This window comes from Sphingomonas sp. PAMC 26617, from assembly GCF_000242835.1.
Classification (GTDB): Bacteria; Pseudomonadota; Alphaproteobacteria; order Sphingomonadales; family Sphingomonadaceae; genus Sphingomonas.
On the sequence record NZ_JH594426.1, the window covers coordinates 131,879 to 156,572 of the forward strand.

20 protein-coding genes and 1 pseudogene are annotated in these 24,694 nt (G+C 59.3%); 12 read left to right on the top strand and 9 right to left on the bottom strand.

Going from position 1 to position 24,694, the window contains the following annotated elements; all coding sequences use genetic code 11:
- Nucleotides 1-547: 547 nt before the first annotated feature.
- Nucleotides 548-694 (bottom strand): annotated as a pseudogene (locus tag RH91_RS22630) (lmo0937 family membrane protein).
- 554 nt (nt 695-1,248) lie between these two features.
- On the opposite strand from RH91_RS22630, the gene RH91_RS19450 reads away from it, so the two are divergent.
- The 3 genes from RH91_RS19450 (at nt 1,249) to RH91_RS19460 (ending at nt 8,357) form a co-directional block, all read left to right on the top strand.
- Nucleotides 1,249-3,492 carry a glycoside hydrolase family 3 N-terminal domain-containing protein gene (locus tag RH91_RS19450; protein WP_037479825.1) on the top strand — a complete coding sequence of 748 codons (2,244 nt, stop codon included), beginning with the start codon at nt 1,249-1,251 and terminating at the stop codon, nt 3,490-3,492.
- Between the two features lie 191 nt (nt 3,493-3,683).
- Nucleotides 3,684-6,263, top strand: a complete 2,580-nt coding sequence (locus tag RH91_RS19455; protein ID WP_037479827.1) for a TonB-dependent siderophore receptor — start codon at nt 3,684-3,686, stop codon at nt 6,261-6,263.
- 72 nt (nt 6,264-6,335) lie between these two features.
- Nucleotides 6,336-8,357 carry a hypothetical protein gene (locus RH91_RS19460; protein WP_010164975.1) on the top strand — a complete coding sequence of 674 codons (2,022 nt, stop codon included), beginning with the start codon at nt 6,336-6,338 and terminating at the stop codon, nt 8,355-8,357.
- 83 nt (nt 8,358-8,440) lie between these two features.
- Here the strand turns inward: RH91_RS19460 and RH91_RS19465 are convergent, their stop codons facing one another.
- Nucleotides 8,441-9,121, bottom strand: a complete 681-nt coding sequence (locus tag RH91_RS19465) for a DUF6445 family protein (RefSeq protein ID WP_010164976.1) — start codon at nt 9,119-9,121, stop codon at nt 8,441-8,443.
- Nucleotides 9,118-10,617, bottom strand: a complete 1,500-nt coding sequence (locus tag RH91_RS19470) for a tryptophan halogenase family protein (RefSeq protein WP_010164977.1) — start codon at nt 10,615-10,617, stop codon at nt 9,118-9,120. Before RH91_RS19470 ends, RH91_RS19465 begins: the two co-directional genes overlap by 4 nt.
- Nucleotides 10,618-10,987: 370 nt before the next feature.
- Between RH91_RS19470 and RH91_RS19475 the strand changes: the two genes are divergently transcribed.
- The 4 genes from RH91_RS19475 to RH91_RS19490 all read left to right on the top strand — a co-directional run bounded on the left by RH91_RS19475 (nt 10,988) and on the right by RH91_RS19490 (nt 14,037).
- A complete protein-coding gene (locus RH91_RS19475) occupies nt 10,988-11,632 on the top strand; it encodes a recombinase family protein (RefSeq protein WP_010164980.1) in 645 nt (214 codons plus the stop codon).
- A gap of 263 nt (nt 11,633-11,895) precedes the next feature.
- The gene (locus RH91_RS19480) at nt 11,896-12,189 is read left to right on the top strand and encodes an AbrB/MazE/SpoVT family DNA-binding domain-containing protein (protein WP_010164982.1); all 294 of its coding nucleotides are present in this window, start codon (nt 11,896-11,898) and stop codon (nt 12,187-12,189) included.
- A complete protein-coding gene (locus RH91_RS21840) occupies nt 12,186-12,572 on the top strand; it encodes a type II toxin-antitoxin system VapC family toxin (protein WP_010164983.1) in 387 nt (128 codons plus the stop codon). The genes RH91_RS19480 and RH91_RS21840 overlap by 4 nt, the downstream gene beginning before the upstream one ends.
- Nucleotides 12,573-12,837: 265 nt before the next feature.
- A complete protein-coding gene (locus RH91_RS19490) occupies nt 12,838-14,037 on the top strand; it encodes an AMP-binding protein (protein ID WP_010164985.1) in 1,200 nt (399 codons plus the stop codon).
- A gap of 34 nt (nt 14,038-14,071) precedes the next feature.
- On the opposite strand, the gene RH91_RS19495 is transcribed toward RH91_RS19490, so the two are convergent.
- The 3 genes from RH91_RS19495 to pyp are packed head-to-tail and all read right to left on the bottom strand — an operon-like array spanning nt 14,072 to nt 15,409.
- Nucleotides 14,072-14,584: a hypothetical protein gene (locus RH91_RS19495; protein ID WP_037479830.1), complete on the bottom strand. Its 513-nt coding sequence runs from the start codon at nt 14,582-14,584 to the stop codon at nt 14,072-14,074.
- Between the two features lie 40 nt (nt 14,585-14,624).
- Nucleotides 14,625-15,005, bottom strand: a complete 381-nt coding sequence (locus tag RH91_RS19500) for a hypothetical protein (RefSeq protein ID WP_010164987.1) — start codon at nt 15,003-15,005, stop codon at nt 14,625-14,627.
- A 29-nt stretch (nt 15,006-15,034) separates the two neighbouring features.
- Nucleotides 15,035-15,409 carry a photoactive yellow protein gene (gene pyp, locus RH91_RS19505; RefSeq protein WP_010164988.1) on the bottom strand — a complete coding sequence of 125 codons (375 nt, stop codon included), beginning with the start codon at nt 15,407-15,409 and terminating at the stop codon, nt 15,035-15,037.
- Nucleotides 15,410-15,567: 158 nt separating this feature from the next.
- Between pyp and RH91_RS19510 the strand changes: the two genes are divergently transcribed.
- Together RH91_RS19510 and RH91_RS19515 are read left to right on the top strand one after the other, a co-directional pair.
- On the top strand, nt 15,568-17,217 hold the full coding sequence (locus RH91_RS19510; protein WP_010164989.1) for an HAL/PAL/TAL family ammonia-lyase: 1,650 nt from the start codon (nt 15,568-15,570) through the stop codon (nt 17,215-17,217).
- 97 nt (nt 17,218-17,314) lie between these two features.
- Entirely contained in the window at nt 17,315-19,663 is a 2,349-nt protein-coding gene (locus RH91_RS19515) for a putative bifunctional diguanylate cyclase/phosphodiesterase (protein ID WP_010164990.1), read from the top strand.
- A 446-nt stretch (nt 19,664-20,109) separates the two neighbouring features.
- Here the strand turns inward: RH91_RS19515 and RH91_RS19520 are convergent, their stop codons facing one another.
- The 3 genes from RH91_RS19520 to RH91_RS23275 all read right to left on the bottom strand — a co-directional run bounded on the left by RH91_RS19520 (nt 20,110) and on the right by RH91_RS23275 (nt 22,736).
- Nucleotides 20,110-20,553 (bottom strand): BLUF domain-containing protein, encoded by a 444-nt coding sequence (locus tag RH91_RS19520; protein ID WP_010164991.1) that lies wholly within the window; start codon nt 20,551-20,553, stop codon nt 20,110-20,112.
- Between the two features lie 11 nt (nt 20,554-20,564).
- A complete protein-coding gene (locus RH91_RS19525; protein WP_010164993.1) occupies nt 20,565-22,223 on the bottom strand; it encodes a putative bifunctional diguanylate cyclase/phosphodiesterase in 1,659 nt (552 codons plus the stop codon).
- A gap of 105 nt (nt 22,224-22,328) precedes the next feature.
- Nucleotides 22,329-22,736 carry a hypothetical protein gene (locus tag RH91_RS23275; RefSeq protein ID WP_157137036.1) on the bottom strand — a complete coding sequence of 136 codons (408 nt, stop codon included), beginning with the start codon at nt 22,734-22,736 and terminating at the stop codon, nt 22,329-22,331.
- Between the two features lie 210 nt (nt 22,737-22,946).
- Between RH91_RS23275 and RH91_RS22640 the strand changes: the two genes are divergently transcribed.
- The 3 genes from RH91_RS22640 to RH91_RS19535 all read left to right on the top strand — a co-directional run.
- Nucleotides 22,947-23,120, top strand: a complete 174-nt coding sequence (locus RH91_RS22640; protein WP_157137037.1) for a hypothetical protein — start codon at nt 22,947-22,949, stop codon at nt 23,118-23,120.
- Nucleotides 23,121-23,322: 202 nt separating this feature from the next.
- A complete protein-coding gene (locus tag RH91_RS19530) occupies nt 23,323-23,742 on the top strand; it encodes a GNAT family N-acetyltransferase (protein ID WP_029624094.1) in 420 nt (139 codons plus the stop codon).
- Nucleotides 23,743-23,843: 101 nt separating this feature from the next.
- Nucleotides 23,844-24,694 (top strand): tyrosine-type recombinase/integrase (locus RH91_RS19535; protein WP_232283632.1); only part of this gene is annotated, 851 nt, incomplete at its 3' end.

Sequence of the window (24,694 nt, forward strand, 5' to 3'; positions counted from 1 at the left end):
AAGGCGCAGGAGCCGATGGCGTATCAGACGGCGCGCAAGGCTAAGGCGCTTGAGGTGATTAAGAAGCAGCGCCCTAAGGAGAAGGAGCGTGGCCTCGGCGATCGCGGGCGAGGGCGGTAGCCATCTGACGTCGTCAGTCCGCTGATCGTCTCGTTCGTCGGGAAGATTTCCCAAAGCTATGAAGTATGTTACCGCCCTTCTGCCGGCCCGTATAACGGCGTATCCCCTCAAGTACTTGAGGGCTGCAACCTAGCCCGCAACGAGAAATCGTTGCGAGCTTTTTTGGTCGGAAAAGTATGACCAAGCCGACGCAGGTAAGCTGCCAACCGCTCCTGCCATCAAAAGCTGCCGGTCTATTGACCGCCAAACCCGGCGCGTTTTGTCTAATGTGAAAATCAAAGGTTATGCTTCAACGCAGCAGCGCAAAAGCGGCACGTCAGCTCAAGGCCGTTTGCCTACAGTGGATATCTGCATGGCGAAGAAGACCGGTCTTCCCTTCGCGCCGCGCTGTTAAACACGTCGGGTCAAGCGGCGCCTGCTATACCGCCTATACCGCGCGACGGCCGCTCAGCAGATTGAAGACCACTACGATTACCGCAGCGACCAGCAGAAGATGTATCAACCCGCCCCCGATATGCACGGCGAACCCAAGGATCTAGAGAACAAGAAGAATTACGGCAATGGTCCAAAGCATGGGAAAGCCTCCAATCGGCGGATGCCACGGTAGCATTTTTCTGAAGCCAGAACGCAACGGTAACAGGAAGTGTTCCTTGGCACCAAGTCCTCGTAATGTGGTGCGAGAGGATTAGATGTCTGCCTGCTACCGAGCGCCCTGCTGTCAAAATAAGCGAATGACCGGTTCCTACGGAATGGCCACTCACGCAAGGATCGGGGACGATCCCGGCGGGGGGCGGAATAATATGCTAAGCATGGGTTGCCAGGTCCCATTTGAACCTATCCAACGCTTTCAGCTAAATAACGGAGGATTCAAGCGCCTAGAAACTGTCCTAAACAGACATGCGTTCGACGGGTACTAAAATCTATGGCCGTTGACGAGCGTCGTGGGTTGTCTCTCAAGGTGGTCAGGGACAATGACAACGATCCTTTCAATAAGCTCGTTAAGGTCAACTGTTTTATTAAAACCTACTTTTATTTTTGAACCATTACTGATAAAACTCACAAATGGTATAGTCTTTAATTAAATAATTTCAGTTATACAGCATTTTATATATAACAGTAGGTACTAAAATGACCACTATAGGTTTGCTACGGCGAGGTATTCTATTACAACTAGCGACTCTGCCAGTGATTCCGGCCCTCGCAAAAAAGAAAACTAGCCGCATTGAGGCGTTAATCGGGAGGATGACGATCAAGGAAAAAGCTGGACAACTGTCCTGCTTTTCAGACACAATTCGCCCACTTGGACGACCTACTAATCCCAATGAAGCGGCACATTCCAAAGCGAACATGCTCGCCGCAGTGCAAGCCGGGGAAGTCGGCATGCTTTTTAACGGTTACGGCGTTGCGGGTGCAATTGTTGCTCAGCGAGCCGCGTTACGCAGTCGCCTGGGCATCCCGCTCGCTTTCGCGGCAGACATCATCCATGGCTATGAAACGATCTTCCCAATCCCCCTAGCGGACGCCGCAGCATTTGATGCGGCGCTGTCCGAACGAGTGGCACGTTCTATCGCTGTCGAAGCAAGCGCGGGCGGGTTGCACTGGACCTTCGCGCCGATGGTTGACGTTGCGCGGGACCAGCGCTGGGGTCGGGTTGCCGAAGGCGCGGGGGAGGATGTGTATCTAGGCTGTCTTCTTGCCGCCGCACGAGTGCGCGGGTTCCAGGGCGAAGACCTGTCGCGTGAGGACAGCCTTTGCGCGACGCCCAAGCATTTCGCGGGCTATGGCGCGGTTCAGGGCGGTATGGAATATGCCGCCGTTGACGTCGCGCCCGCCACGCTCCAGGAAACGCACCTGCCGCCGTTCGCCGCCGCCTTTCATGCCGGAGCCGCCAGCGTTATGGCAAGCTTCACCACAGTCAATGGCGTCCCGGTCACTGCCAATCACGCCTTGTTAACAACGACGCTGCGCGGTGAACTCGGTTTCGCCGGCCCATGTGTATCGGACTACGAGGCCGACCGCGAACTGATCGCTCATGGCTCGGCGGCTGACGAAGCCGACGCAGTCCACCGTGCAATCATCGCCGGGACCGACATGAGCATGCAGAGCGGGCTGTATCTCAAGTATCTTCCCGCCCTGGTTGAATCAGGTGCAGTTCCAATGGCGCGCGTGGACGAAGCGGTCCGGCGCGTACTCAGCCTTAAGGAGCGGCTCGGACTCTTCGATCGCCCATTCCGATCGCTCGACCTATCGACCGAGCACCGGCAAGTCGGTGCATCGCACATAAGGGCGTTGGCGCGGGAAGCCGCGACACGGGCGATCGTACTGCTACGAAATGACGGTGCACTTCTGCCGCTAGGAACGTCTGTCAAGCGGATTGCGGTAATCGGCCCATTTGGCGCGGACCGATCCAATTTAGACGGGCCATGGAGTTTTGCGGGCTTTCGCCGCACGGGTATCGATTTAGCTGCGGGACTACGCGCGCTCGTGCCGGACACGATGCGGCTGACTGTCGAGCCTGGAAGTGGCATCGATGCGGATCTTCCCGGCGGGATCGCGCGGGCCGTTGCGGCAGCGAGCGACGCAGACGTCGTTGTGCTAGCGATTGGCGAAGGCTCACAAATGTCGGGAGAGGCTAACAGTCGCGTAACGATTACCGTGCCCCCGGCACAGCAGGCACTAGCCGAAGCGGTGGCGGCTACCGGAACACCCGTAGTGGTCGTCTTGCGCCACGGCCGCGCACTCGCGCTGGACGGGGCGGTTGCAGCCGCGCCCGCTATCCTTGCGTCCTGGTTCCTGGGATGCGAGACAGGCTCGGCGATCGCGGACGTGCTGCTGGGCATCGTGGAGCCGACTGGGCGACTTCCGGTAAGTTTTCCATACGCGACGGGACAGCAGCCGTGGTCCTACGATCGCATTCCGACCGGCAGGCCCCCGCCCCCACTACCTGCGGAACAGGGTGGGACCGGACGGTGGCGCGACGCGCCCGACGCAGCGCGCTTCGCTTTCGGTCACGGGCTTGGCTATACCAGCTTCGCTCTCTCGGACATGACCGCACCCGCAGTGCTGGACGAGCGCAGCACGGTGGGCGTCACCGTCCACAATGTCGGTGCTCGCGCTGGGACGCACGTCGTTCAGCTTTACATCCATCAGCGCGTCGCGAGCCGGGCACGGCCGGCCCGACAGTTAAAAGGGTTTGTGCGGGTTGCCCTCGCACCGGGGGAACAGCGGACGGTTTCGATGCACCTTTTTCGCAGCGATCTTCAACTAGTGAACCCCGATGGACTATGGCAAGTCGAACCCGGAACCGTCGATCTCTGGGTCGCGGCGAGCTCCGCCGATCCTGGACTTCACGCTGTCACCAAGCTGGCTTGATTGGCCGAATAGGTATCGCCCGGCGAAACAGTTTGCCGAGCCACATTAGTGTGACGGCAATGCCACAGACATTCTAAAAACCGCCCGTGCACCATTGTTACCGATTAGCAAACGATTGCGGAACTCGATGTTTGAAGGCAATTAGGCGGACAAAGGCCTCGTTCAGAAGGCGTGTCTCGGAGGGAATTTATATGCGTACTCGCATCGCTATCCGTAGCTGGCTGCTCGCCGGCAGCGCGACAATTGCCTTTCCCGCGCTAGCGCAAACAGCACCCCCGCCGGAGACGGTTGTAGTCCAAGATCCTGCGCAGCCAGCTGCGACTGACGATCAGGACATCGTCGTGACAGGCCAAACGACCCGTAACCGACCGCTGATTACCGCGTCCGCCGACATCACTCTTGCGTCGCGTGCTGACATCGACCGCAAAGCGCCCCGTTCGACCGCAGATATGCTTGAGTTAGTTCCTGGCATTTTCGTCGAAAGCACCGCCGGTTCAGTCTCTAATAACTATTCGGTCCGGGGCCTGCAGGGCGGCGGGCAGCGCTTTGTCCAGCTGGAGGAAGACGGCCTGCCGATCTTATATAGCGGTGGCGGCGCGGATTTCTTCTTTGATCAGGATCTGACGATCGACCGGCTAGAGGCGGTTAAGGGCGGGTCGTCGGGCGTGCTCACCGTCAACGGAGCGGGCGCGACGATCAACTTCGTCTCTAAGCGCCCCAATTTCAATCATGCCGAGGGTATGGCCCGTGTGACGGCCTATAATTACGGGCTGAAGCGCGGGGATTTCTATTATTCCCAGCCGATCAACGACAAGCTCGCATTTAATGTCGGCGGTTACGTTCAGTCGAGCCCGGGCGTTCGCGACAATCCTTTTAACTATCCCGGCTGGCGGATCAAAGGCACGCTCGAATATAAGTTCAACGGTGGTGGTTACGTTAGTATTTCGGCCAAGGGCGGTGAAGTTAAGAACGCATATTATGCTGATCAACCCTATCGCTTTGCGAATGGCAAACCAGGCAGCATTCCTAACCTCGGCACGCAGTTCGGCAATGTCGGTGGAGACGCCTTCACCAACATTGCAGTGCCGGTATCGACTAATGTCAACGCCAGCGGGTTTCGTCCATTCCGCTACGACCAGGGTATCGTTGCCAAAACCGCACAGTTTCGCTTCGATATCGAAAAACCCGCCAGCGATTCGATCAACCTGTTCCTACATACGCGTTATCTAAAGTATTCGTACGATTTCAATGGCCTGTTTCCTGGTTCTGGGACCGGCAACGCTGGCCTGACCAGCGCGGTAAATTATCTTGATCCGACGCGCACCCTAAATACAGGGGGCACACCGGGCAGTTGCGGAGATTATAGTTACGTTTCGCCAATCGGTAGCGTGTTATGCGCCGGCCAAGCTGCGTTCCCAACTGCGCGCCGCTTCGGTATCAAGAATTTGCGCACGGGCGTAGTGCTCGGGTCGGACCAGACCGCGACGCTCAATGCGCTCAACGGTAACGGCTTCCTGCAGCGCACAACACTCAACCATGATTATGTCGACGGGCGCGATTATGGCCTTAATGCCGGCGCGCGCTGGGACGTCGACCACGGCAATTTCAAAAATTCGCTGACGGTTGGCGTAATGTACTACAACGTTAAGCGTTCGCAGGATCAGTCTGCGACCGCAAGCGTTGTTAACGACGTCAAGACGAACAGTGACATCTACGACATCGTCGCGCTTAACGCGAGCAATGCTGTCGTCGGCACGCTTAGCGACAACGGTTTGGTGTCCTATGGCGACTGGGGTGCGGGGATCCGCATCCGCAAGGATTCGACTACCTCGCTTTATGCAAACGACGAGCTCTCGTTCGGAGACCTGCATATCGATGGCGGTATCCGCTGGGAAAGCGATTCGGCAACCGCGATCGATGGTAATACCGCAACCGTTAACCAAGCGGTCCAGCCGGGCGTGGCAGGCGTTGTTCAGACGGTTGGCTCGACCTTCGACGGCACGTACACCACGCTGAAGCGCACTCAGGCCAAGGCGTCCTATACCGTCGGCGCTAACTATCTGATCACGCCGCGCTTTGCGCTCTATGCCCGCTACGCCAAGGGTTTTCAGACCAACAACACCGATCCGATCACCACGATTGAACTATACGAGGCGGGTGTCCGCTACAATTACGGTCGCGTATTTAGCGGGTCGGCGACAGTATTCCGCACCAACTTCAAGAATCAGAACTATAATTTTGCCGATCCGCTGAACCCCGCGGTGCAGAGCAACATCAATGCCGATCTCAAGACCCGCGGGATTGAGGTCGATGCGAGTATCCGGCCGATCGACTGGTTCTCACTCGATCTCCAGGGCGTGCTGCAGGAACCCAAGCTGGTCAACCTGCAGATCAACGGCGCCAATCAATCCGGCTTTACCGGCAACCGGCCGGAGCGTACTCCAGCTAAGCTGTTTACAATCACCCCCGCGATCAAGCTTCCGCATGGTCTTGGGGAGGTATACGGGCGATACAAGTATATCGGCCGGATTTTTGCGGACGCGGGGAACGGGGTCGCGCTGCCAAGCTATGGCGTCACCAGCGCCGGCATCACCTTTAACCTGACCGAGCGCCTGCAGGCGAGCTTCAATGCTGACAACATCTTCAACGTTGTTGGGCTGACCGAGGGCAACCCGCGGCAGGGACAGACTCAGGCGATCACCGACGGATATTTCTACGCCCGGGGCATCGTTGGCACGACCTATGGTGGCACAATTACTATGAAGTTCTGAACTACACTGCGGGACGGACCGGGCGGGGACGCTGCAGCGCGTTGCCCGCCCGGTTGCTGAGGAAATGGTGCAATGAAGAAGATCCTCTGGCCTTCGGCAGCCGCTATGGTGACGTTAGCGAGCGGAAGTATCGCGCAACAGGCGTCCCGCTCGGAACTTTCCTATCAGGTTGCGGAGGGAAAGAACCTCAACGCCTTCGTTCGCGACAACACGGTTGCAGCGCATCTGCTTCTTCGGAGCGGTACCGACCCGCGCATTCTCGTGGCGTTCCCCGCCGGCAATAGCGGCGTAGGCCTGTGGTTCGAACCTACCCCGAAGCCAGCGACATGGCGGCTCGAAACGGCGCCCGTACCGTTGAATCGCGACGGAATGCATGGCGTCGTCGCGGTCGCCAGTCTCGACGCGGACCGGCTGGTGCTCAAGCAGGCGGTCCTGTCCAACATCCGCTTCCTGCGCGATTACCAAGCGGTTGGAACGTTTCCCGCAGACATCGGCACCAGGGGGACAATCACCGGCAAGACGATTACGTATCGCCGCCAGCGGCTCGATGGTGCCCCGGGCTATGCGCTCTCGGTCCGCGTTCTCGGCGGGCGTATCGCGCAGGGCGGCATTTATGCCGGCACGGACGGCCGTATCCGGGTCGAGATCACCGCGCTAACCGGCGAGACGCCACTGACGCCGATCCCTCTGGCGCAGTTGCTGAACGCCAGCGCCGCCGCCGACCCGGCGGCACGCAATGCGCTGGCATTCCTCAGCTATCGCGAGAAATTCCTTGCCGGATCGTGGCGGTTCGAGACCTATTTCGGGCGCGACACGTTGATGTCAGTACGGTTACTTATGCCCGCGCTGCAGACCGGCGCGATAGAGGCCGGGCTGAACTCGGTCATCGAGCGCCTGTCTCTTGGTGGCGAAGTCGCCCATGAGGAAGGGATCGGCGAGTTCGCGGTGGTGGAGAACCGCAAGGAAGGACGCAACGGCGCAGCCGCCGATCTCGACTACGGAATGGTCGACGATGACTACATGCTCGCCCCAATTACGGCGGACTATCTGCTCGGCCCGGGCAAAGCGCGCGCCAAGGCCTATCTTGCGGCACCCTTGGCGAGAGAAAACCAGTACGACAAGACCGAGGCGGTCGGCGCGGCGCTGGTTCGCAACCTGCGCTTCGTGCTGGCGCGAAGCCGCGCCTTCGCTACGACGCCGACGTGGCGCAATTTGGTCGCTATCAAGCCGGGCCGAATGACGGGCGAATGGCGCGACAGCAACGATGGGCTAGGCGGCGGCGTTTACGCCTATGACGTCAATGCCGCGCTCGTCCCGGCCGCGCTCGAGGCAGTAGATCGTCTGCAGCGGGCCGGGCTGCTCGACCCCTATCTGACCCCAGAGGACCGGTCCGTCTTAGCTGCCGCGGTTACGACCGCGCAGGTGTGGCGTGCGAAGGCACCTGCGCTTTTCCAGATCTCAATTCCGGCCGCGACAGCGGCGGCGCAGGTTCGCCGCTATGCCGCGACGCTTCGCGTTCCGGCGGCGGCACCGGTGGCAGCACTCGCCACTCAGCCTCTGGTCTTCCATGCGTTGTCCTTGAAGGCTGATGGTACGCCTGTTCCGATCATCAATTCCGACGAGGGTTTCGCAATTTTGTTCGGCCAGCCGTCACCGCCCGATCTCGACACGTTCATCGGCGCGATCACGCGGCCGTTCCCCGCCGGGCTGATGACCGATATCGGGCTGGTCGTTGCCAATGCCGCCTTTGCCGATGCGCCGACGCAAGCACGCTTCACGACCGCCGCCTATCACGGCGCGGTGGTGTGGTCGTGGCAGCAGGCGCTGCTTGCAGCAGGGCTCGAACGGCAACTTATGCGGACCGACCTCCCCGCCGCGACGCGGGCCCGGCTCGTGACCGCACAATCCGCGTTGTGGAAGGCAATCGGCGCGACGCGCGCCGTGCAGAGTTCTGAGCTGTGGTCGTGGGCGTTTCGTGGCGGTCGTTACGAAGTCGTCCCGTTCGGCGCCGGGAAGGCTGATGTCGACGAGTCCAACGCCGCTCAATTGTGGAGCACGGTGTACCTCGCGGTCCAGCCGCCGAAGCGCGGATGAGCGCAATGCGCACAGAATAGAACGGCGCTTCCTCGTCCGTTCGTTCCGAGCATAATGGAAACGGACGGGAGGAGCTATTTGCTCTAACCGGCGGTCGTTGAGAAAAATCCAGTGACCGTCAGCCGCCCGGTCGCCGGATCGTCCGACAACGTCGCGTCTTCGCCGATCGCGCCCGAGTGCAGCATCCGACTGCGGTATAACAAAGCGCGGTTATAAACCCCGGGCAACGACGCGGTCTGTTCGAACAGCAACGTGTCGTTTGTTATATAAGCCTCGGGCACCGCCCCCTCGGAAAGATCGCGCCGAAGGCTCGCGAAATAGGTTGCACTGCGTGCCGTATCGACCGTCTCGAACCCGGTCGAGCGATGCCTGTAAAAAGCGGTCCCATCGGTCCCGCCGGGCACCAGATAATGGACCAATGCCAGCCGCCCCGATTCCAGAGCATCGACGTGCGGCAGCCGCTGTTCGATTGACAGGGAACTCGGCAAAGCTGTGACGATCGAAAAGTCCGCTTCGAGGATCGAAACCTTACCCGCGACGCCGAATACCTCCCGAAGAATTTTACCAATCAGCGGGCCCTGCGTCGGCATATAATCGGGTGGAAGCGCTGCCTTGATACCGGGATAATGCCGCCCCGCCGGAGCGAAGCGCTGCCGTGCCGCAAACCGGCGCAAGGCCTCGGGATCCGGCGCAAAATGGTCAATGATCGCGATCGGCTCTGCTTCCCGACCGATCCTTCGCGCAGCGACGGACGGCCCGCTCACGCAGCCGCCCCGGTCAAAGCCCGGATCGCCGCATCATGGAACGGCAACGTCGGGACCGCACGCGAGATGATTGTCTCGATTTGCTCGAGCTGCTTCCGGTTTGTCGCGCCGTCCAGTGTATCCGCCAGCGGCACATACCCCTGCGCCGCCACCCCCTGGCCGTTGAGCACTGCAAGCCAGCTCGCCTCACGGAACAATTCTTCGGGTTCGAGCATCAGACGCCCAGTTCGCCGGTATTGCTCCATCTTGTCGAGAAGCCTCTCAGGCAGCGACATTGCGCGCGTATGCTGCCACATTGGCGCATTGTGCCCTTGGGTTGCGTGATAATGGAGGATCAGGAAATCGCGTATTCCGTCCATGTCGCGTCCCAACAGCGCATTATACTGCCGCGCTAGTGCCGGATCGCAATCGGCATCGGGAAAGAGCGTGATCAGCTTGGCGATCCCGCTCTGGATCAAATGGATACTGGTGGATTCGAGCGGTTCGAGGAACCCAGACGACAGGCCGATAGCAACCACGTTTCCTAGCCATGCCTGGCGTCGAAACCCGGCGGTGAAGCGGAGCATCCGGGGATCTGCCAGAGGCGCACCGTCGAGGTTCGCGAGCAACGTTGCCGCCGCCGCGTCGTCTGTCAGGAAAGAACTTGAATAGACATAGCCATTGCCGGTGCGATGCTGCAGTGGGATCCGCCACTGCCACCCGGCCTCGCGCCGCGTCGAGCGAGTAAAAGGCGTCGTTTCCGCGATCCCCGTGCACGGGACGGCGATCGCACGGTCGCAAGGCAGCCAGCGCGACCAATCCTCGAACGGCGCGCCCATCGTCTCGCCGATCAGCAGTGCGCGGAAGCCCGAGCAATCGACGAACAGATCGCCCTCCAGCGTCTCGCCGCGCTCGGTCGTAATCGCTGTCACGAACCCGGTCGCGGGATTGCGGTCGACGTGGGTCAGTGTTCCCTCGACGCGCGTGACGCCGCGGGTCTCTGCTAGGCTGCGTAGGTGCCGCGCATAAAGCCCCGCATCAAAATGGTAGGCATAACCCAGGGTCGACAAGATCGACCGCGGATCTGACGCGGGCTTTGCGAAACGCCCTGCCTCAGCTAATTGGGTTGCAAGCGAATAGGCCGAGAGCGGACGATCAAGTCCATCCGCCTGGGCGCGGAGCCAACGCTGGTGAAACGGCACTGTCCCGAGATCGACGCCATAGCGCCCGAAGGGATGGAAATAACGATGTCCCGGGTACGTCCAGTCGACAAACTCGATCCCGAGCTTGAAGCTCGCCTTGGTCTCGCGAACGAAGGCAGCTTCGTCAAAACCAACTAGCTCGTTGAACCAGTGAATTGTTGGGATGGTCGCCTCACCGACCCCGACTGTGCCGATCGCGTCGGATTCAAGCAGACTGATGGAAACAGACTTGTTGTAAGTCGCGCTAAGCGCGGCGGCGGTCATCCAACCCGCGGTGCCGCCACCGAGAATGACGATCCTCCCTACCCGCGTCATGCGCGCGTCTTCTCAGATGTTAGATCGGGTACCCGCGCTCTTATTTTGAACCGCTTCACCGGGCATAGCAGCCTATGGAAGATATGGGTCATCTTACTTTCTAGGTCCACTGTTTCAACGAACCATAGCCAAATTCGTGGGGGGAAGATTGAAAAGCAGGTCGGCTAACATCCCTTTGTTCCCAACTATCACCACTTGGCGGTCCGACGTACAAAAAACCTAGTGGGCGGATACCGAACGGCTGCTTTGCCAGAACGGGGTCCGGTTTGGGTATGCCTTTTGAGGACCGGCCTGTGGTCGGTGCTTTATTGCCGCATGGATCACTCAAAAAGGACTGGACAAACAAACACCACTTATAGCGGACTGAGCAATGTTCATACGTGCCTATCTCCGCGCTTCCACCTCGGAGCAGGACGCATCACGCGCCCGTGGCGTGCTCGATGCGTTTGTAGTTGAGCAAGGCCTGCGGATCGCAACGCGCTATGTTGAGAATGAAAGCGGCGCCAAGTTGGATCGGCCCGAACTGTTCCGGTTACTGGCGGACTGCGAACCCGGTGACGTACTGCTGGTCGAGCAAGTCGATCGATTGTCCCGCCTCACCTCGCCGGACTGGCTTCGGCTACGCAGCCTGATCGACGCCAAACAGGTCCGCATTGGCGCGCTCGATTTGCCGACGTCGTGGAGCCTGACGGCACCGGCCGACGAATTTACCGGCCGCCTGTTTGCCGCGGTCAACGCCATGATGCTCGACGTCCTCGCCGCGATCGTTCGCAAAGACTATGAAGATCGGCGTTGCCGTCAGGCTGAGGGCACCGCCAAGGCCAAGGCGGCCGGCCTTTATAAAGGCCGCCCAGAGAACAAGACCCGCAACGCCGCCATCTCTTCGCTATTGGCCAACGGCCGCAGCTGGCGGGAGATTATGGACGCGACAGGTTGCAGCCGCACCCTCCTCGCGAAGATCGCTCGCAATCGTCGGCTACTTAAGGTCGAGCCCGCATCCGAAGAGAATGGCTAACACGCAGCGCACCCTCGCCTACTGGTCTACCCCCAAGCTCCAATTTATAGAGTCCGCGCCTTCCCCACCTGTCTGATTTGGGTGGTACCAATGTGACATGTTCACTGATGGCAACGATCAGTCAAAAGTGGGACTGCCATGTAGGGTATACCCACATGGACATGATGTTGGTGCTAGGTGTGAGGCGATGTCAAATTTGACGTTGTGCCACGTCGCTTGCAGTGGCATAAAGTCCACGTTTATTGATAAGGAGCAGTGTCGCCGTGCCAACCGAATCCATAGACGTTAAGGTAGCCGGAAACGGGCGTATGATCTTACCGGCTTCGGTTCGCAAGGCCATGGGGCTTCACGGAGAGGCCAAGGTCATCCTGACGGTTGAGAACGATCAGGTGCGGCTGTCGCCAATCGGCCATGGGGTGTCCCGCGCGCAGGCCCTTTACCGAGAACACGCCAAGCAGGCTCGCACGATCGACGACTTCCTTTCTGACCGAAAGGCAGAAGCTGTCGTGGACGCAGGCACAGCTGGGCAGCCAGCCGATTGGCAGGATCCGGTATGACATCGGTCGTAATGGACGCGTCTGCTGTTCTGGCATTAGTTCGGGACGAACCCGGTGCGGACAAGGTCGGGCCGCATGTTGGACAAGCCGCGATCTCGGCCGTCAACCTCCAGGAAGTGGTGAAGGAGCTTCTGCTCAACGGCTTGGATGCCGCGACCATTCACGAGCTGCTTGACGAACTTCGTCTCGATATCCGCGCTCACGATGTGGAGGCCGCCTATGCGGCCGCTGGACTGCACGCGCAGACCAGAGAGTTCGGACGGGGCCTCGGTGATCGGTCCTGTTTGGCGCTCGCGATGCATTTGGGCGTTCCCGCCCTCACCGCTGATCGCGAATGGAAGAAGGTGAAGGTCAAGGGCCTCAAGGTAGAGCATATCCGCTAGCGGCTGATACTCCTACGCTCCGCCTATCGCCATGTTCACCCTCATCGTCTGGCCGTCGCAGGAGTGCATCGAAAACATAGCATTCGGCGACGGAGTTACGCGGCAGCTAAATCCTTGATATGCCTGGTGAATATTAGCTATACTTTGGCACTATTGGCTGTTAGCGGTAAATGGCGTCCAGATTGTAACTGGATATCGCTGAGGTTGTCGAGTTTTGCACGTCAAGGTAGTAAAGTTTTAGAGATCATCGTTTATTAGCGAGGCGATGAACGGCTTCGTGCATAACCCCCACCAAACGCTATTTTCCAGGGCCTCGATCCTGCAGTTGGTTTGCGACCTGCTAGAAACCGAGCTGGCGCGATCACGGGGGCGATCGCCAACAGTCTTGGGCGCCGTCGGCTGGAGCGAAGCGACAATACTGGGAGAGGGCGGGCTAGACCTCGACAGCTTGGAGCGGCTCGATGCCAGCTCGGCGCTGAGCGAGTTCTTCCATCTTTCGGACTATGGCGCAGAGGACTACCTGCTCACTTTGCCGAAATTGGGCGACTGGTGCGACTTAGTAGCGCAATCTTTGACGGTCGGCAGCGCACGGCTGACGTTCCGGACATCGGGATCGACGGGTGTGCCCAAGCGGTGCACCCATGCCGTCGCCGATCTCGCTGAGGAGGTAGCAAGCTGGGCACATATGCTTGGAACCGTTGAGCGGATCGTCTCACTCGTGCCGAGCCACCACATCTATGGCACCCTATTCAATGTTTTATTGCCCGACCGGCTGGACATCGACGTGCAACGCGCGCGCGGGGGCGTCGCTACCGTGCAGCGTAGCAAGCCTGGTACACTGGTCATCGCTAACCCGACCTTATGGACCCATCTGGCACGGTCTTGTCCGGCCCTGCCGCGTGGGCTAATTGGCATCAGTTCGACCGCGCCCATGCCGCAGGCACTCGCCGAACAGCTAGTCCGGCAAGGCCTTGATCAGATGATCGAAATCTACGGATCGAGCGAAACGGGCGGGCTCGGCTACCGCCTTAGACCGGATATTCCCTATACCTTGCTCGATTTTTGGCGGCATCTCGGTAACGGCGAGGTTGTCCGCCACGGTGTGGACGGGCTCGTTCGGCACATGTTGATGGATCATAGCACTTGGTATGGTGACCGGAATTTCCAGCTAGAAGGCCGTAAAGACTTTGCGGTGCAGGTAGGCGGGACAAATGTTTTCCCAGAACGCGTCCGCGACATGCTGCTGCAGCATCATGACGTGGTTGATGCTGCTGTCAGATTGGAACCCACCCGCGGGCGCTTGAAGGCTTTCATCGTTCTCCGGGGGGATAGGCAGGACGATGTTTCGATCGAGCATATCGACAGCTGGTGCGGCACCTGTCTTACAGACGTAGAGCGACCACGGAGTTTCAAGATAGGCCGCAAAATCCCTCGCGACCCAATGGGCAAGCTAGCGGACTGGTAGGCGGGACCCGAGCGTTCTCGAGCCGACGCGAGGATCATCCGGCCAGTGCGTTCAGCAAAGCGCCGACCGTCGACTGATAATGTTCTGAGATTCGCCGCATCTCCGCCTGAAGCTCGATCGCCTGCAGCGTCAGCGCAGCCGCCGATGTAGCACTGGTATCGTACCGGATCGGCGGGAGGTCGCCACACGGGTCGTAGTGCTCAAAATACGTGTGTAACGCCTCCAAGTCCTCGTGCTCTGCGACGCGGAACAGGTCGTTCGAATTCACGCCCTTCCCAAACACCCGGATGTCGGACACATAAGCCCCTAGTACGTTTACATATACGTTTATTTCGTACCAATAAAGCAGCACTTGATCGATGCCGCATACGGTTGCTAGGACCTGGCCGTTGAATGCGAACGGGCGGTATCCAGTATTCCGCAACACATGCAGCGGCGCAATCCGTTCCGCCAGTTCGCGCAGGCGATCGGCGTGGGTGGCGACGTGCGCGACCGGCGACATCGGGACTAAATCCTCGGAGACTCGAAACAACGTTACAGTCGGCATTGCAGGCTCCTCGGTCGGGGGTAATCCGTCGAGCAGGTGGTCACATTACCCTCTTGGCACGACTGCCTATTACGTTGCGAACGTCTTCCAGACATTGCTTGAGTTGAAGTTCGCGCTCGCTGCTGGATACAACAATACGCGCAAGTGTGCGTGTCTGCTCGTGTAGCGAGGCCTGCTGTTGCTGGTTGGCGTCGGCCAGGAGGGTTAGATCGTGGACAATGCCACGCAACTGCTGCTCACGCTCGCCACCTTCGGCGATCAACCGAGCGATAGCGTTGTATTGCTGCTGAAGTTCCTCGTGATCATGCGTAACGATCACATCCTCAATGATGCCGTCCGCCGCAGTCATCATCGCCATCTCTTCCGGCGAGAACAGGTCGGTGTCAGCCTCCACACCGGTCTTGATGGGTTCGTTTCTCATGCGTCAACTCCACACAGTCCGGCCGCTCTTTAGACGCGCTTGATGAAGATCCAGATGCCATGCGAGGCATTGGCCGACTTCATGTGAATGCGAACGTTCATAGGCGAAAGCTTGTAGTCAAAATGGTAGTCAAACATTGTATTGACCTGTCCGTCACCGACCGCTTTGAAAAAGTGGTTATAAAAGACCTGCCCCTTGGCGCAGGGCGCGATATCGTTGAAAAAGTTTTTGCCGACGACGTCCTCGGCCCGGCGACCGCTGATGCCGGACTCGACATGGTTGAACCGGAGTACCTTGCCCTGCTGGTCGACCATGATGGCGCCGAAGGGTAGCAACTCAGCGCGCGACGGATCATCCGCAAGGCGGTTCTCGAGATCGTCGGATCCGAACTTGATCATTTCCATGGCCGGATCTTTCAGCTTCTCAATTCAGTATGCCTGTGATGCCGGGATTTTGTTGATAAATGATAAAAGTGGAGGCGGCTTCGAACGGTCCTTAATTAATTAATCGCGCGTTTACTCTCGAACGATAGGCCCATGACACTTGACGATATGGAGCAGTCATGGCGATGCTGGATCTGCGTAGTGAAGCGGCCTCTCGAAGCGTGATTGTGGGAGATCTCGCGCGGCCGGTTGCCCTCGACGACGTCGAAGCGGTCGCGACCGGCGCGGCGCGAGTCGAGCTACACCCCGACACGCTGCGCCGCGCCGCCGCATCCGACGCGCTGATTACCCGGCTCGTCGCCGAAAGGCGGGCGATCTACGGCGTGACAACTGGCTACGGCCCGCTCGCCAACAATCACGTCGACCCCGCCCAAGGGGCGCTATTGCAACGCAAGCTTGTCTACCATCTCGCCTCCGGCGTAGGCGCTCCCTTGCCCCCAGCGCAGGCGCGGGCGATTGTTATGGCGCGGCTCGTCACGCTATCGCAGGGACTGTCGGCGGTGCGCCCGGAGCTGCTCGAATGGCTGTGCGCGTGTCTGAATTGCGGTCTTGCGCCTATCATTCCCGAAAAGGGCACGGTGGGCGCGAGCGGTGACCTGACACCGTTAGCGCACATGGCGCTTGCCTTCATGGGCGAAGGTGCGTTCTGGCAGGGCGGCGCGTCTGCCCCCGCGGACGCTATGCTGCAAGCTGCCGGGCTCCGGCCTGTCACGCTACGGCACAAGGAAGGACTGGCGCTTGTTAACGGCACTTCCGCCATGACTGGAATCGCTACCCTCAACGGCGTGCGGGCGCGCCGGCTGCTTCGCCTCTCCGCGCTGCTGACGGTGGCCTATGCCGAGGCGCTTGGGGGACACCGCGCCGCCTGGCATTCGCTCGGAGCAGTGGCGCGCCCGCACGCCGGTCAGCGCCGCGCCACCGCCCTGCTCTGGGGATTGACGGAAAATGCGCCACGGCTTCGGCAGTTCGCGCCTATACCCGCACGGATCGCGCCCGCCGGCGATGACGGTGTGGCGCATACGCAGGAGTTGCCGCAAGACGCCTACAGCATCCGTTGTGCACCCCAGTTGCTTGGCGCAGTCGACGACATGCTGGTTCATCACGATCGGATCGTCGAGATCGAGCTATCTTCGGTGACAGACAACCCGCTGGTTTTTGCAGAAGAGGACACGATTCTTCATGCGGGCAACTTTTTTGGCCAGCACGTGTCGTTCGCCAGCGACTCCTTAAACAATGCGATCATAATGCTGGGCGTGTGGAGCGAGCGGCAGATCGCGCGATTGACGGATGCTACGCTCAATTCAGGGCTGCCTCCTTTCCTTCAGGGTAACGCGACCGGGCTCAACAGCGGATTCATGGGCGCGCAGGTCACTGCGTCTGCGCTTGTCGCCGAACTGCGCGCCAAGTCGGCACCTGCGTCGATCCAATCGATGCCGACCAACGCCAACAACCAGGACGTCGTGACGATGGGCACGGTTGCTGCCCGGCGGGCCGGAGAATCGCTGACTGACGTGTCACGCATACTGGCAATCCAGGCGATGTGCGTCGCGCAGGCTGTGGAGTTGAGGCGACGCGAGGACGATAGGCCTTTCAGCGTGGCAGCCGAGGAATTGCATTTCGCCGTCCGCCACCACAGTGCATTTCTCAACGAGGATCGGCCCCTGTCGCACGATATCGAGACGATCGCGATCGACCTTCTGACGGGCGCCATGATGGGCCGTATCGGCCGCCGTTCGAACGAGCTGCGCGAGCGTCTGGAAGCTTTCTAGCCGGCGCAGGTGGTGCAGCGCCAACGCTTACGCGGTATTAACGCAGTGGTTCTAGATCGTTGTTACTGTACTCGGCCAATATCCTCGGAACGCATCTATGTTGATCGACGACCCAGCCAAGTGGATTACCGAAGCCGATACGGCAGCCCTAAACGGCGCGGATGACGGACGGTCGATACAGGAACGGCTCGCCGCCATTGCCAACGCAATGGCGCAAGCGACCGGGTGCGATAACGCGATGATTTACCGGCAGGACGGCGAGCTGCTCCTGCTAGTTGCCGGCAGCGGTCCGCCGATTCTTCCGGCTTATCCAATGCTGGCGGTATTCGCCTCTGAAGACGCAACGATTGCATTGGAGCTTGTCCGTCCGTCGCGCAACCTTGCAAGGAACAAGCATTGGGCGGCTCTGGCGTCCGGCGATAGTGACGGCTTTGTCGAAGCCGTCCGCATCGCTGCCAGCCACCCCTTTTCCGGCATTATTGCGCTGACGAGCGCGGTAGAGCGTAACAGGCTCAGCGCTGCACAGACGTATGCCCTGAGCGCTTATGCCGAACTGGTGGGGACTTTGCTTGAGCTTCAGGCTATGCGGCAGCGGGCGGAAGAAACCGGTACCGACAATCTTGCCAGTATGGCACGGCTGCGACTGCTCGAATCGGTGGCGGTCCACGCCAACGATTCAATTCTCATTACGGAGGCCGAGCCGGTCGACATGCCCGGCCCACGCATTCTCTACTGTAACGAGGCGTTCACACGCACCACCGGCTATTCACTTGAAGACGTGCTCGGGAAAACACCGCGCATCCTGCAAGGGCCCGAAACCCAGGAAAGCGCGCGAAAGTTGCTGCGCGACGCTTTTGCACAGTGGAAGCCGGTCACGGTGGAATTGACCAACTACCGCAAGGACGGCGCACCCTTTTGCGTTGAACTGAGCATCGCGCCCGTGGCCAACGACAAGGGCTGGTTCACGCACTGGATCTCAGTCCAGCGCGACATCACCGAGCGAAAGCACGCCGCGGATCTCAGCACGCGCGTCCGCATTGCGCAGGTAGAGAATGAGGCACTGGCTAACGAGATCAAGGAGCGCAAGCGGATCAAGGAGCATCTTCTCTACACCGCTTTCCATGACAGCCTGACAAGGTTGCGCAATCGTGCATTTTTTATGGAACGGCTGAAGCACGTTCTCGATGCCAATCGGGGTCACCCTACACGCACATGCGCAATCCTGTTCCTCGATCTCGACCGCTTTAAGGTTGTCAACGACAGCTTAGGCCATCTCGCGGGTGATGCGCTGCTAAAAGAGATCGCACGACGTTTAAAATTGTGTGTCCGGCCGCAGGACACGCTTGCGCGAATTGGCGGCGACGAGTTCGCGCTGTTGATTGAGGACGCCGCCAACCTCTCCGTGCCTGTCGCGATAGCGGAGGGCATTCTGGACGCACTTCGCCCGCCCGTCCGGGTGGGTCGGCAGGATGTGTTTCCTTCGACCAGTATCGGTATCGTTCGATCGACGGTAGACGCTCATCCCGAAAGCCTTATGCGCAACGCGGATATTGCCATGTACTCCGCCAAGCGGTCAGGCTTTGGTGAATATGCAATCTTCAACCCATCGATGCATGCCGAAGCTACGGCCATGCTTACTCTGCAATCCGACTTACAACTCGCGATCGAGCAAGGGCAGTTCGAACTGGCCTACCAACCAATCGTCGATCCGCAGCGCGGATTGATCAAGGGGTTTGAGGCACTTATCCGATGGCAGCATCCCACGCGAGGGATGGTGTCGCCTGCCGACTTCGTCCCGATTGCTGAAGAGATCGGTGTCATCCGCCAGATCGGTCTTTGGGTGATGAACGAGGCGTGCTTTCAGCTCGCGGAATGGCGCTTACTCTGTCCCCTGGCCGATCTCAGGATGAGCATCAACACGTCGGCGACCGAATTCAATGACCCCCGTTTCATGACGGATTTGAAGGCGACGCTAGCCCGGTTCGCGCTGCCACCGCAGTCGCTAGAACTCGAGATTACCGAAGGCATCTTCCTTAATCCTGATCCACGGATCGAAAACATTCTCGCTGAGATCCGATCGCACGGAGTGCGAATTGGGCTAGACGATTTCGGCACCGGCTACTCGTCGCTGAGCTACCTTAATCGCTATCCTACCGACACCCTGAAGATCGACCAGTCATTCACCAAGAGCCTATGCTCTGACGATCGCACATTAGCGATTGTGGTGCTTATCATCCAGCTGGCGACAACGCTTAACGTCGAAGTAGTTGCCGAAGGCGTCGAGACCCTGGAACAAGCAGAGCTCCTCGCGTCGATGAGCTGTTCGCTTGCCCAAGGCTATTTCTTTTCCCGCCCGGTTTCTGCGTCAACAATCACAGCCCAGCTCACGCGCACACTGTTGCTCAGAGGGCAAGTGGCAGCATCTACGAACGAAGTTAATATCTGACTTTTGAACCGTACATGTTGCACAGCGCAAACAGTCAACCCACTCCTGTACCGGTATAGCGCGTAACATGCTGCCGCAGGACTTCGATCAGCATCTTTTCCGCAAGATACTTGGTCACAAGGGTGCTGCCCGGTTGCGGAACGCAAAGCATTACCATCATCTGGCCTAGATACGCCACTGCCGAAGGTTTATACTAAACCCCGCCATAGAATTGAGAATTGATGCAAAAACTAAAAGCTCTTCATCAGTGCAGCGAGCGAAGTAGCTGATAAGCCAACGCACACTTGCAGACACCCCGCTACCGCACGCAGAATTGGCGATGACGACCAGAACACTGCCGATTGCCGGCAACCTTTGGCCTCATCGTAGCGTTAGGTTTCCCCAGTCAAAATCATCGGGGCTGCGCCCCTATGGATCGTCCCCCTAGCTGTAGCGGCTTTTGATTGTCACGCAGCGGCGCGCTCTTCCTCTAGCGCCAATCGATACAGCGTTTCAAACAGCGCCTCCCCAGTCATGCGCGCGGGATCGAAGCCGCTTGCCTGGACGAGCGTGCCATAACGGGCAGCGTCGTCTACTGATGCCCCCACAAAACCCATCGACCAATTCTCGAACGCGCGCGACGGCGCCGGATCGAATGCCAGCAGAGAAACGTCGCCATGTCGTTCGTCCTGCTGGATGCGCTCGAACACCGCTTCGACGGCGGAACAAGAGCCTTCAAGCACCTGGGCAAAGCACCCGGAGTTGAACATGAGCGCGCCAGTCACGCCGACGCGCTGGTTGTTGATCTGGCTTTTCTCCAGGATCGAGCTTATCGCAGCCGCTAGGGCCGCCTCGTCCCCGTCGATCGCGTTGCGGCTGTAATACACCAAGCGGTAGAGTTCTTCGGACATCCCAGCTCTCCTCAGGACGCTAGCGCCAAGCGAACAGGCTCGATTAGCGCAATCGCGTTTGATGCCGACATCGGTCGGCCGGTCAGATACCCCTGCACTTCGTCGCATCCCTGGGCGCGAATGCAAGAAAGCTCGGCGTCGGTCTCGACGCCTTCCGCGATCGTCTTCATTCCCAGCGTCGTCGCCACGCTGATAATGGCGCGGATGATCGCCTGTCGCTCAATATGGGTGTCGATATCTCGGATGAAACACTGATCGATCTTGATCTTATCGAACGGAAATTTCATCAAATATCCCAGCGACGAATAGCCGGTGCCGAAATCATCCATCGAGATCCGGACGCCGAGTTCCCGAAGACTGTTCAAAACGTCCAGGGTGCCGTCGGCGTTGTCGAGCAGGGCACCTTCTGTGATCTCCAGTTCCAGGCGATGTGCCGGTAGCTGTGATTGCGCCAACGCCGAGACCACCGTCTCAAGTAGCTTGCCGCCACGAAACTGCGCCGGCGAGAGGTTTACGGCTATGCATAGCGGAGTCGGCCACGCGGCGGCCTGTTTGCATGCCGTACGCAAAACCCACTCGCCGATCGCAGTAATGACCCCGATCTCCTCCGCAAGCGGGATGAACTCGGCGGGTGGAACGACGCCACGGGCGGGATGATGCCAGCGAATCAGCGCCTCGAAACCGACGATCTCGCTGGCGGCAACATCGAACTGCGGCTGATAGACGAGTTCCAGCTGCTTGAGCGCCAGCGTGCGGCGCAGGTCGACCTCCATCGATCGCCGCGCCTGCATGCGCTCGTCCATGCCAGGCTCGAAAAAGCGAAAGCACCCGCGGCCCTCGGCCTTGGCGCGATAGAGGGCAAGGTCCGCGTTCTTGAGCAGATCGTCCGATCCGGTGCCGTCATGAGGCGCGATCGCGATACCGATACTCGCGCCGATGTTCAGCACGTGCCCCTCGACCGCATAGGCTCGGCTGATCAAATCGACCAAGCGCGTCGCGAGCGCGGTGGCGGCGGCCGGCTGCGGCGCGTCAGCCTGGATGACCGCAAACTCGTCACCTCCAATCCTTGCCACCAAATCACCTTCGCGAAGCGCGCTCTTGAAACGCTCGGCCACCTTTCGAAGCAGACCGTCGCCTACGGGGTGGCCCAGCGAATCGTTCACCGCCTTGAATCGGTCAAGATCGACATAGAGGATAGCAGTCGCCTGTCCACTTCGGGCCGCGCTGGCGAGCCGTTCGTCGAGGCGTTCGCGCAGCACCTTCCGGTTGGCAAGGCCGGTCAGCGCATCCCGCTCGGCAAGCTCGGCGTTGCGTACATAGGTCGTGACATCGTCCATGCTCACCACGAAGCCGCCGCTCGATAGCGAGCGCAATGTGCAATCGAGCAGGCGGTCGTCGGCTAGCCGGAGCCGAAACGGAGCGTGTTTGGTAACGGCATCCTTCACGGCGAAGACATCGTCGCCGCCAGTCGCTCCACAGCTTGTGAATAACGCAGACAGCGTGCAACCAGCCGGATCGACCGGCATGAACAAGGCTTCCGCACTGGCGTTGACATACTCGACGGTACGATCCTCATCGAGGATTAGAACGGCGGTGGCCAATTCGGGCAGGGCTGCGCTACGCGGCTGTAGCGGTCTCACCATCTCACGCATACCGCCGCCGATCTTCATTCTTTGGTCCTCAAATCAAGGAGGATAAGTACGTCGTATTTCTAAACGATCAGTAAAAATGCGGCCCAGTGCATCGCGCGAACTCACGGCCCGCAAAGTCCTCTCTCATGCATTTGCGGATGCTCCTTCACCGATTAATATGCTCTCATGGAAGGTTAATGTTGAAGCGAGCAAAACTTGCATCGAGCTCATTAAGGGCGCGGAGATGGGGGCCTTGAAGGTCGATGTCGGCATCAGGCTAGTATCGGCGCTGGCGTAGCGGCTGGTCTGAAATCCCCGTTGGTGATAAAAACTCACTAGTCCCGCATCAGATACAAATTCCTGAACCCCGTGCGTCTTAGGATACACAATTCCGATGCATCGATATCCGACGACCTGAAATAGCGTTTGTTTGGTGTGATGAGTGGTCCCGGCCAAGGCTGCAAACTGGTTTGATCGCATCAATCTCAGAAGCAAGGATTGCCTGGCGCAGGCCATGACGATCGCGGGCGGCTGCGCGATCCCCGCCGACACTGGACGATGACGCACTAGGACGACACTGCCCGCGATCTGATCCGAAGTTAGCTTCGGTCGATTGCAGGACAGGGTTCCGATCGACACCGAGGCTTCCGATTGAGCTCCGGCGCATCGCAAGTTTTCACCTTATTTCCGCTGTTTTCATAACCCCGCCTCACATATGATAATGTCCTCTATCAGATGTAGAAGCGATGCTAGGTGTGCCCCATGGATCAGCCCTCTCCAAATGACCCGCCGATCGTCAGCGCCGTCCACGCATTGCGCCTGATGCGCGAAGCGCTCGATCTGCTCGACCGCGCCGGGGCGTCGCTTGCCGCCTGCCAACTTCAGCACGCGATCGACGCACTCGATCCGTTGAGCTCAACTACGTCGGAGGAGTGACCGCCCTGCCCTACCGCGTCCAGCTTATCCCCCGGCCAATCGTCATCGACGGGGACGGCCTTCCCGTCCGTAATTCCCACGTGATCGACATCGTCTTTCCCGGCGATACAACCGAAACAAGCTTGGGTCGCGTAAACACAATAGTTGGGCCGGGCGTCGCCAAGATTATCGTCGGAGACACTACAGTCCGTGGCGTGACGCTATGTTAAATATTCGCTTTGCCGACCCCGTCGACCTTGCGGCAATTATGACGTTTGATGCCTTCCCAGGCGACCGCATCGTTGAAATCGTCGAGCGCCGCATGCTCGTAATCGACGTCGATGATCGGCCACAGGGTTATGTATCGTGGCAGCAGAACGGCTGCATCGGAAAGGATTACGTCAACAAGCTGGTTGTCAATAATGCCCACCGGCGCCAGGGAATGGCTCAGCAGCTGATCGCTTCGCTTGATATGGCTATGGTCGGCAGAATTTTCATATCTGCGGCAAGGAGCAACATCGCAGCCATTCGGTTGCTCGAAGTTACACATTGGACGCGCGCCGGGGAAATAATCGGCCTTTTGCCGTTGGAAGAACCCGAACTATTTTTTTATAAAGATTTGGGCACCGAGGCTCGGCAATGAACGGGCTCGTGCCCCGTTCCTCTGGGATTACGCTGCCGACCCTGATCGCATCGGCTGACAGCCAAGCCCAACGCCGCTTCCTATAGTTATTCGCTGTCACGATTCGCAATGCGCACACACGTCGAGCCTATGCCCGCGCGGCTGGCGAATTTCTGGCCTGGTGTGATGTGCGCGGCGTCACCTCAATCCCAGGCGTGCAGCCCCTCCACGTTGCAGCATGGGTTGAACAACTCGGTTCCGCGGTGAGCGTGCCAACCGTCAAACAACGGCTTGCTGGTGTGCACCACCTGTTTGATTGGCTGATCACAGGCCAGGTCATGGCGACCAACCCGGCCGCGTCTGTGCGTGGACCAGCTCACAGCGTCCGGTGCGGCAAGACGCCGGTGCTCCCGCCAGACGAGGCGCGGCGATTGCTCGATAAGATCGATGTGACGACGCCAGCGGGATTGCGCGACCGGGCGATGATTGGGTTGATGGTCTATTCGTTCGCCCGCATCGGCGCGGCGTTGGGAATGCGGGTGGACGACGTTTTCGTGCAGAACCGGCGCCTGTGGGTTCGGCTGCACGAGAAAGGTGGCAAGCGTCACGAAATGCCCTGCCACCATAATCTGGAGGAATATTTGACCGCCTATCTCGACGGTTGCCAGCTGTGCGATGATCGCAAGGGACCATTGGTTCGCACAATCGGAGGCGGGACTAAGCGACTAAGCGACAGCCCCCTGCCCCAGGCCAACGTGTTTCAAATGGTGCAACGGCGAGCCGTCGCTGCTGAGATCGCCACGGCGATCGGCAATCATTCGTTCCGCGCAACAGGCATTACCGCCTATCTGAAAAACGGCGGCACGTTGGAGCGCGCCGCGACGATGGCGAACCATGCGTCCACCCGCACCACTCAGCTCTACGATCGCCGCTATGACGACGTTGCGCTGGACAAGGTCGAAGGGGTATTGAT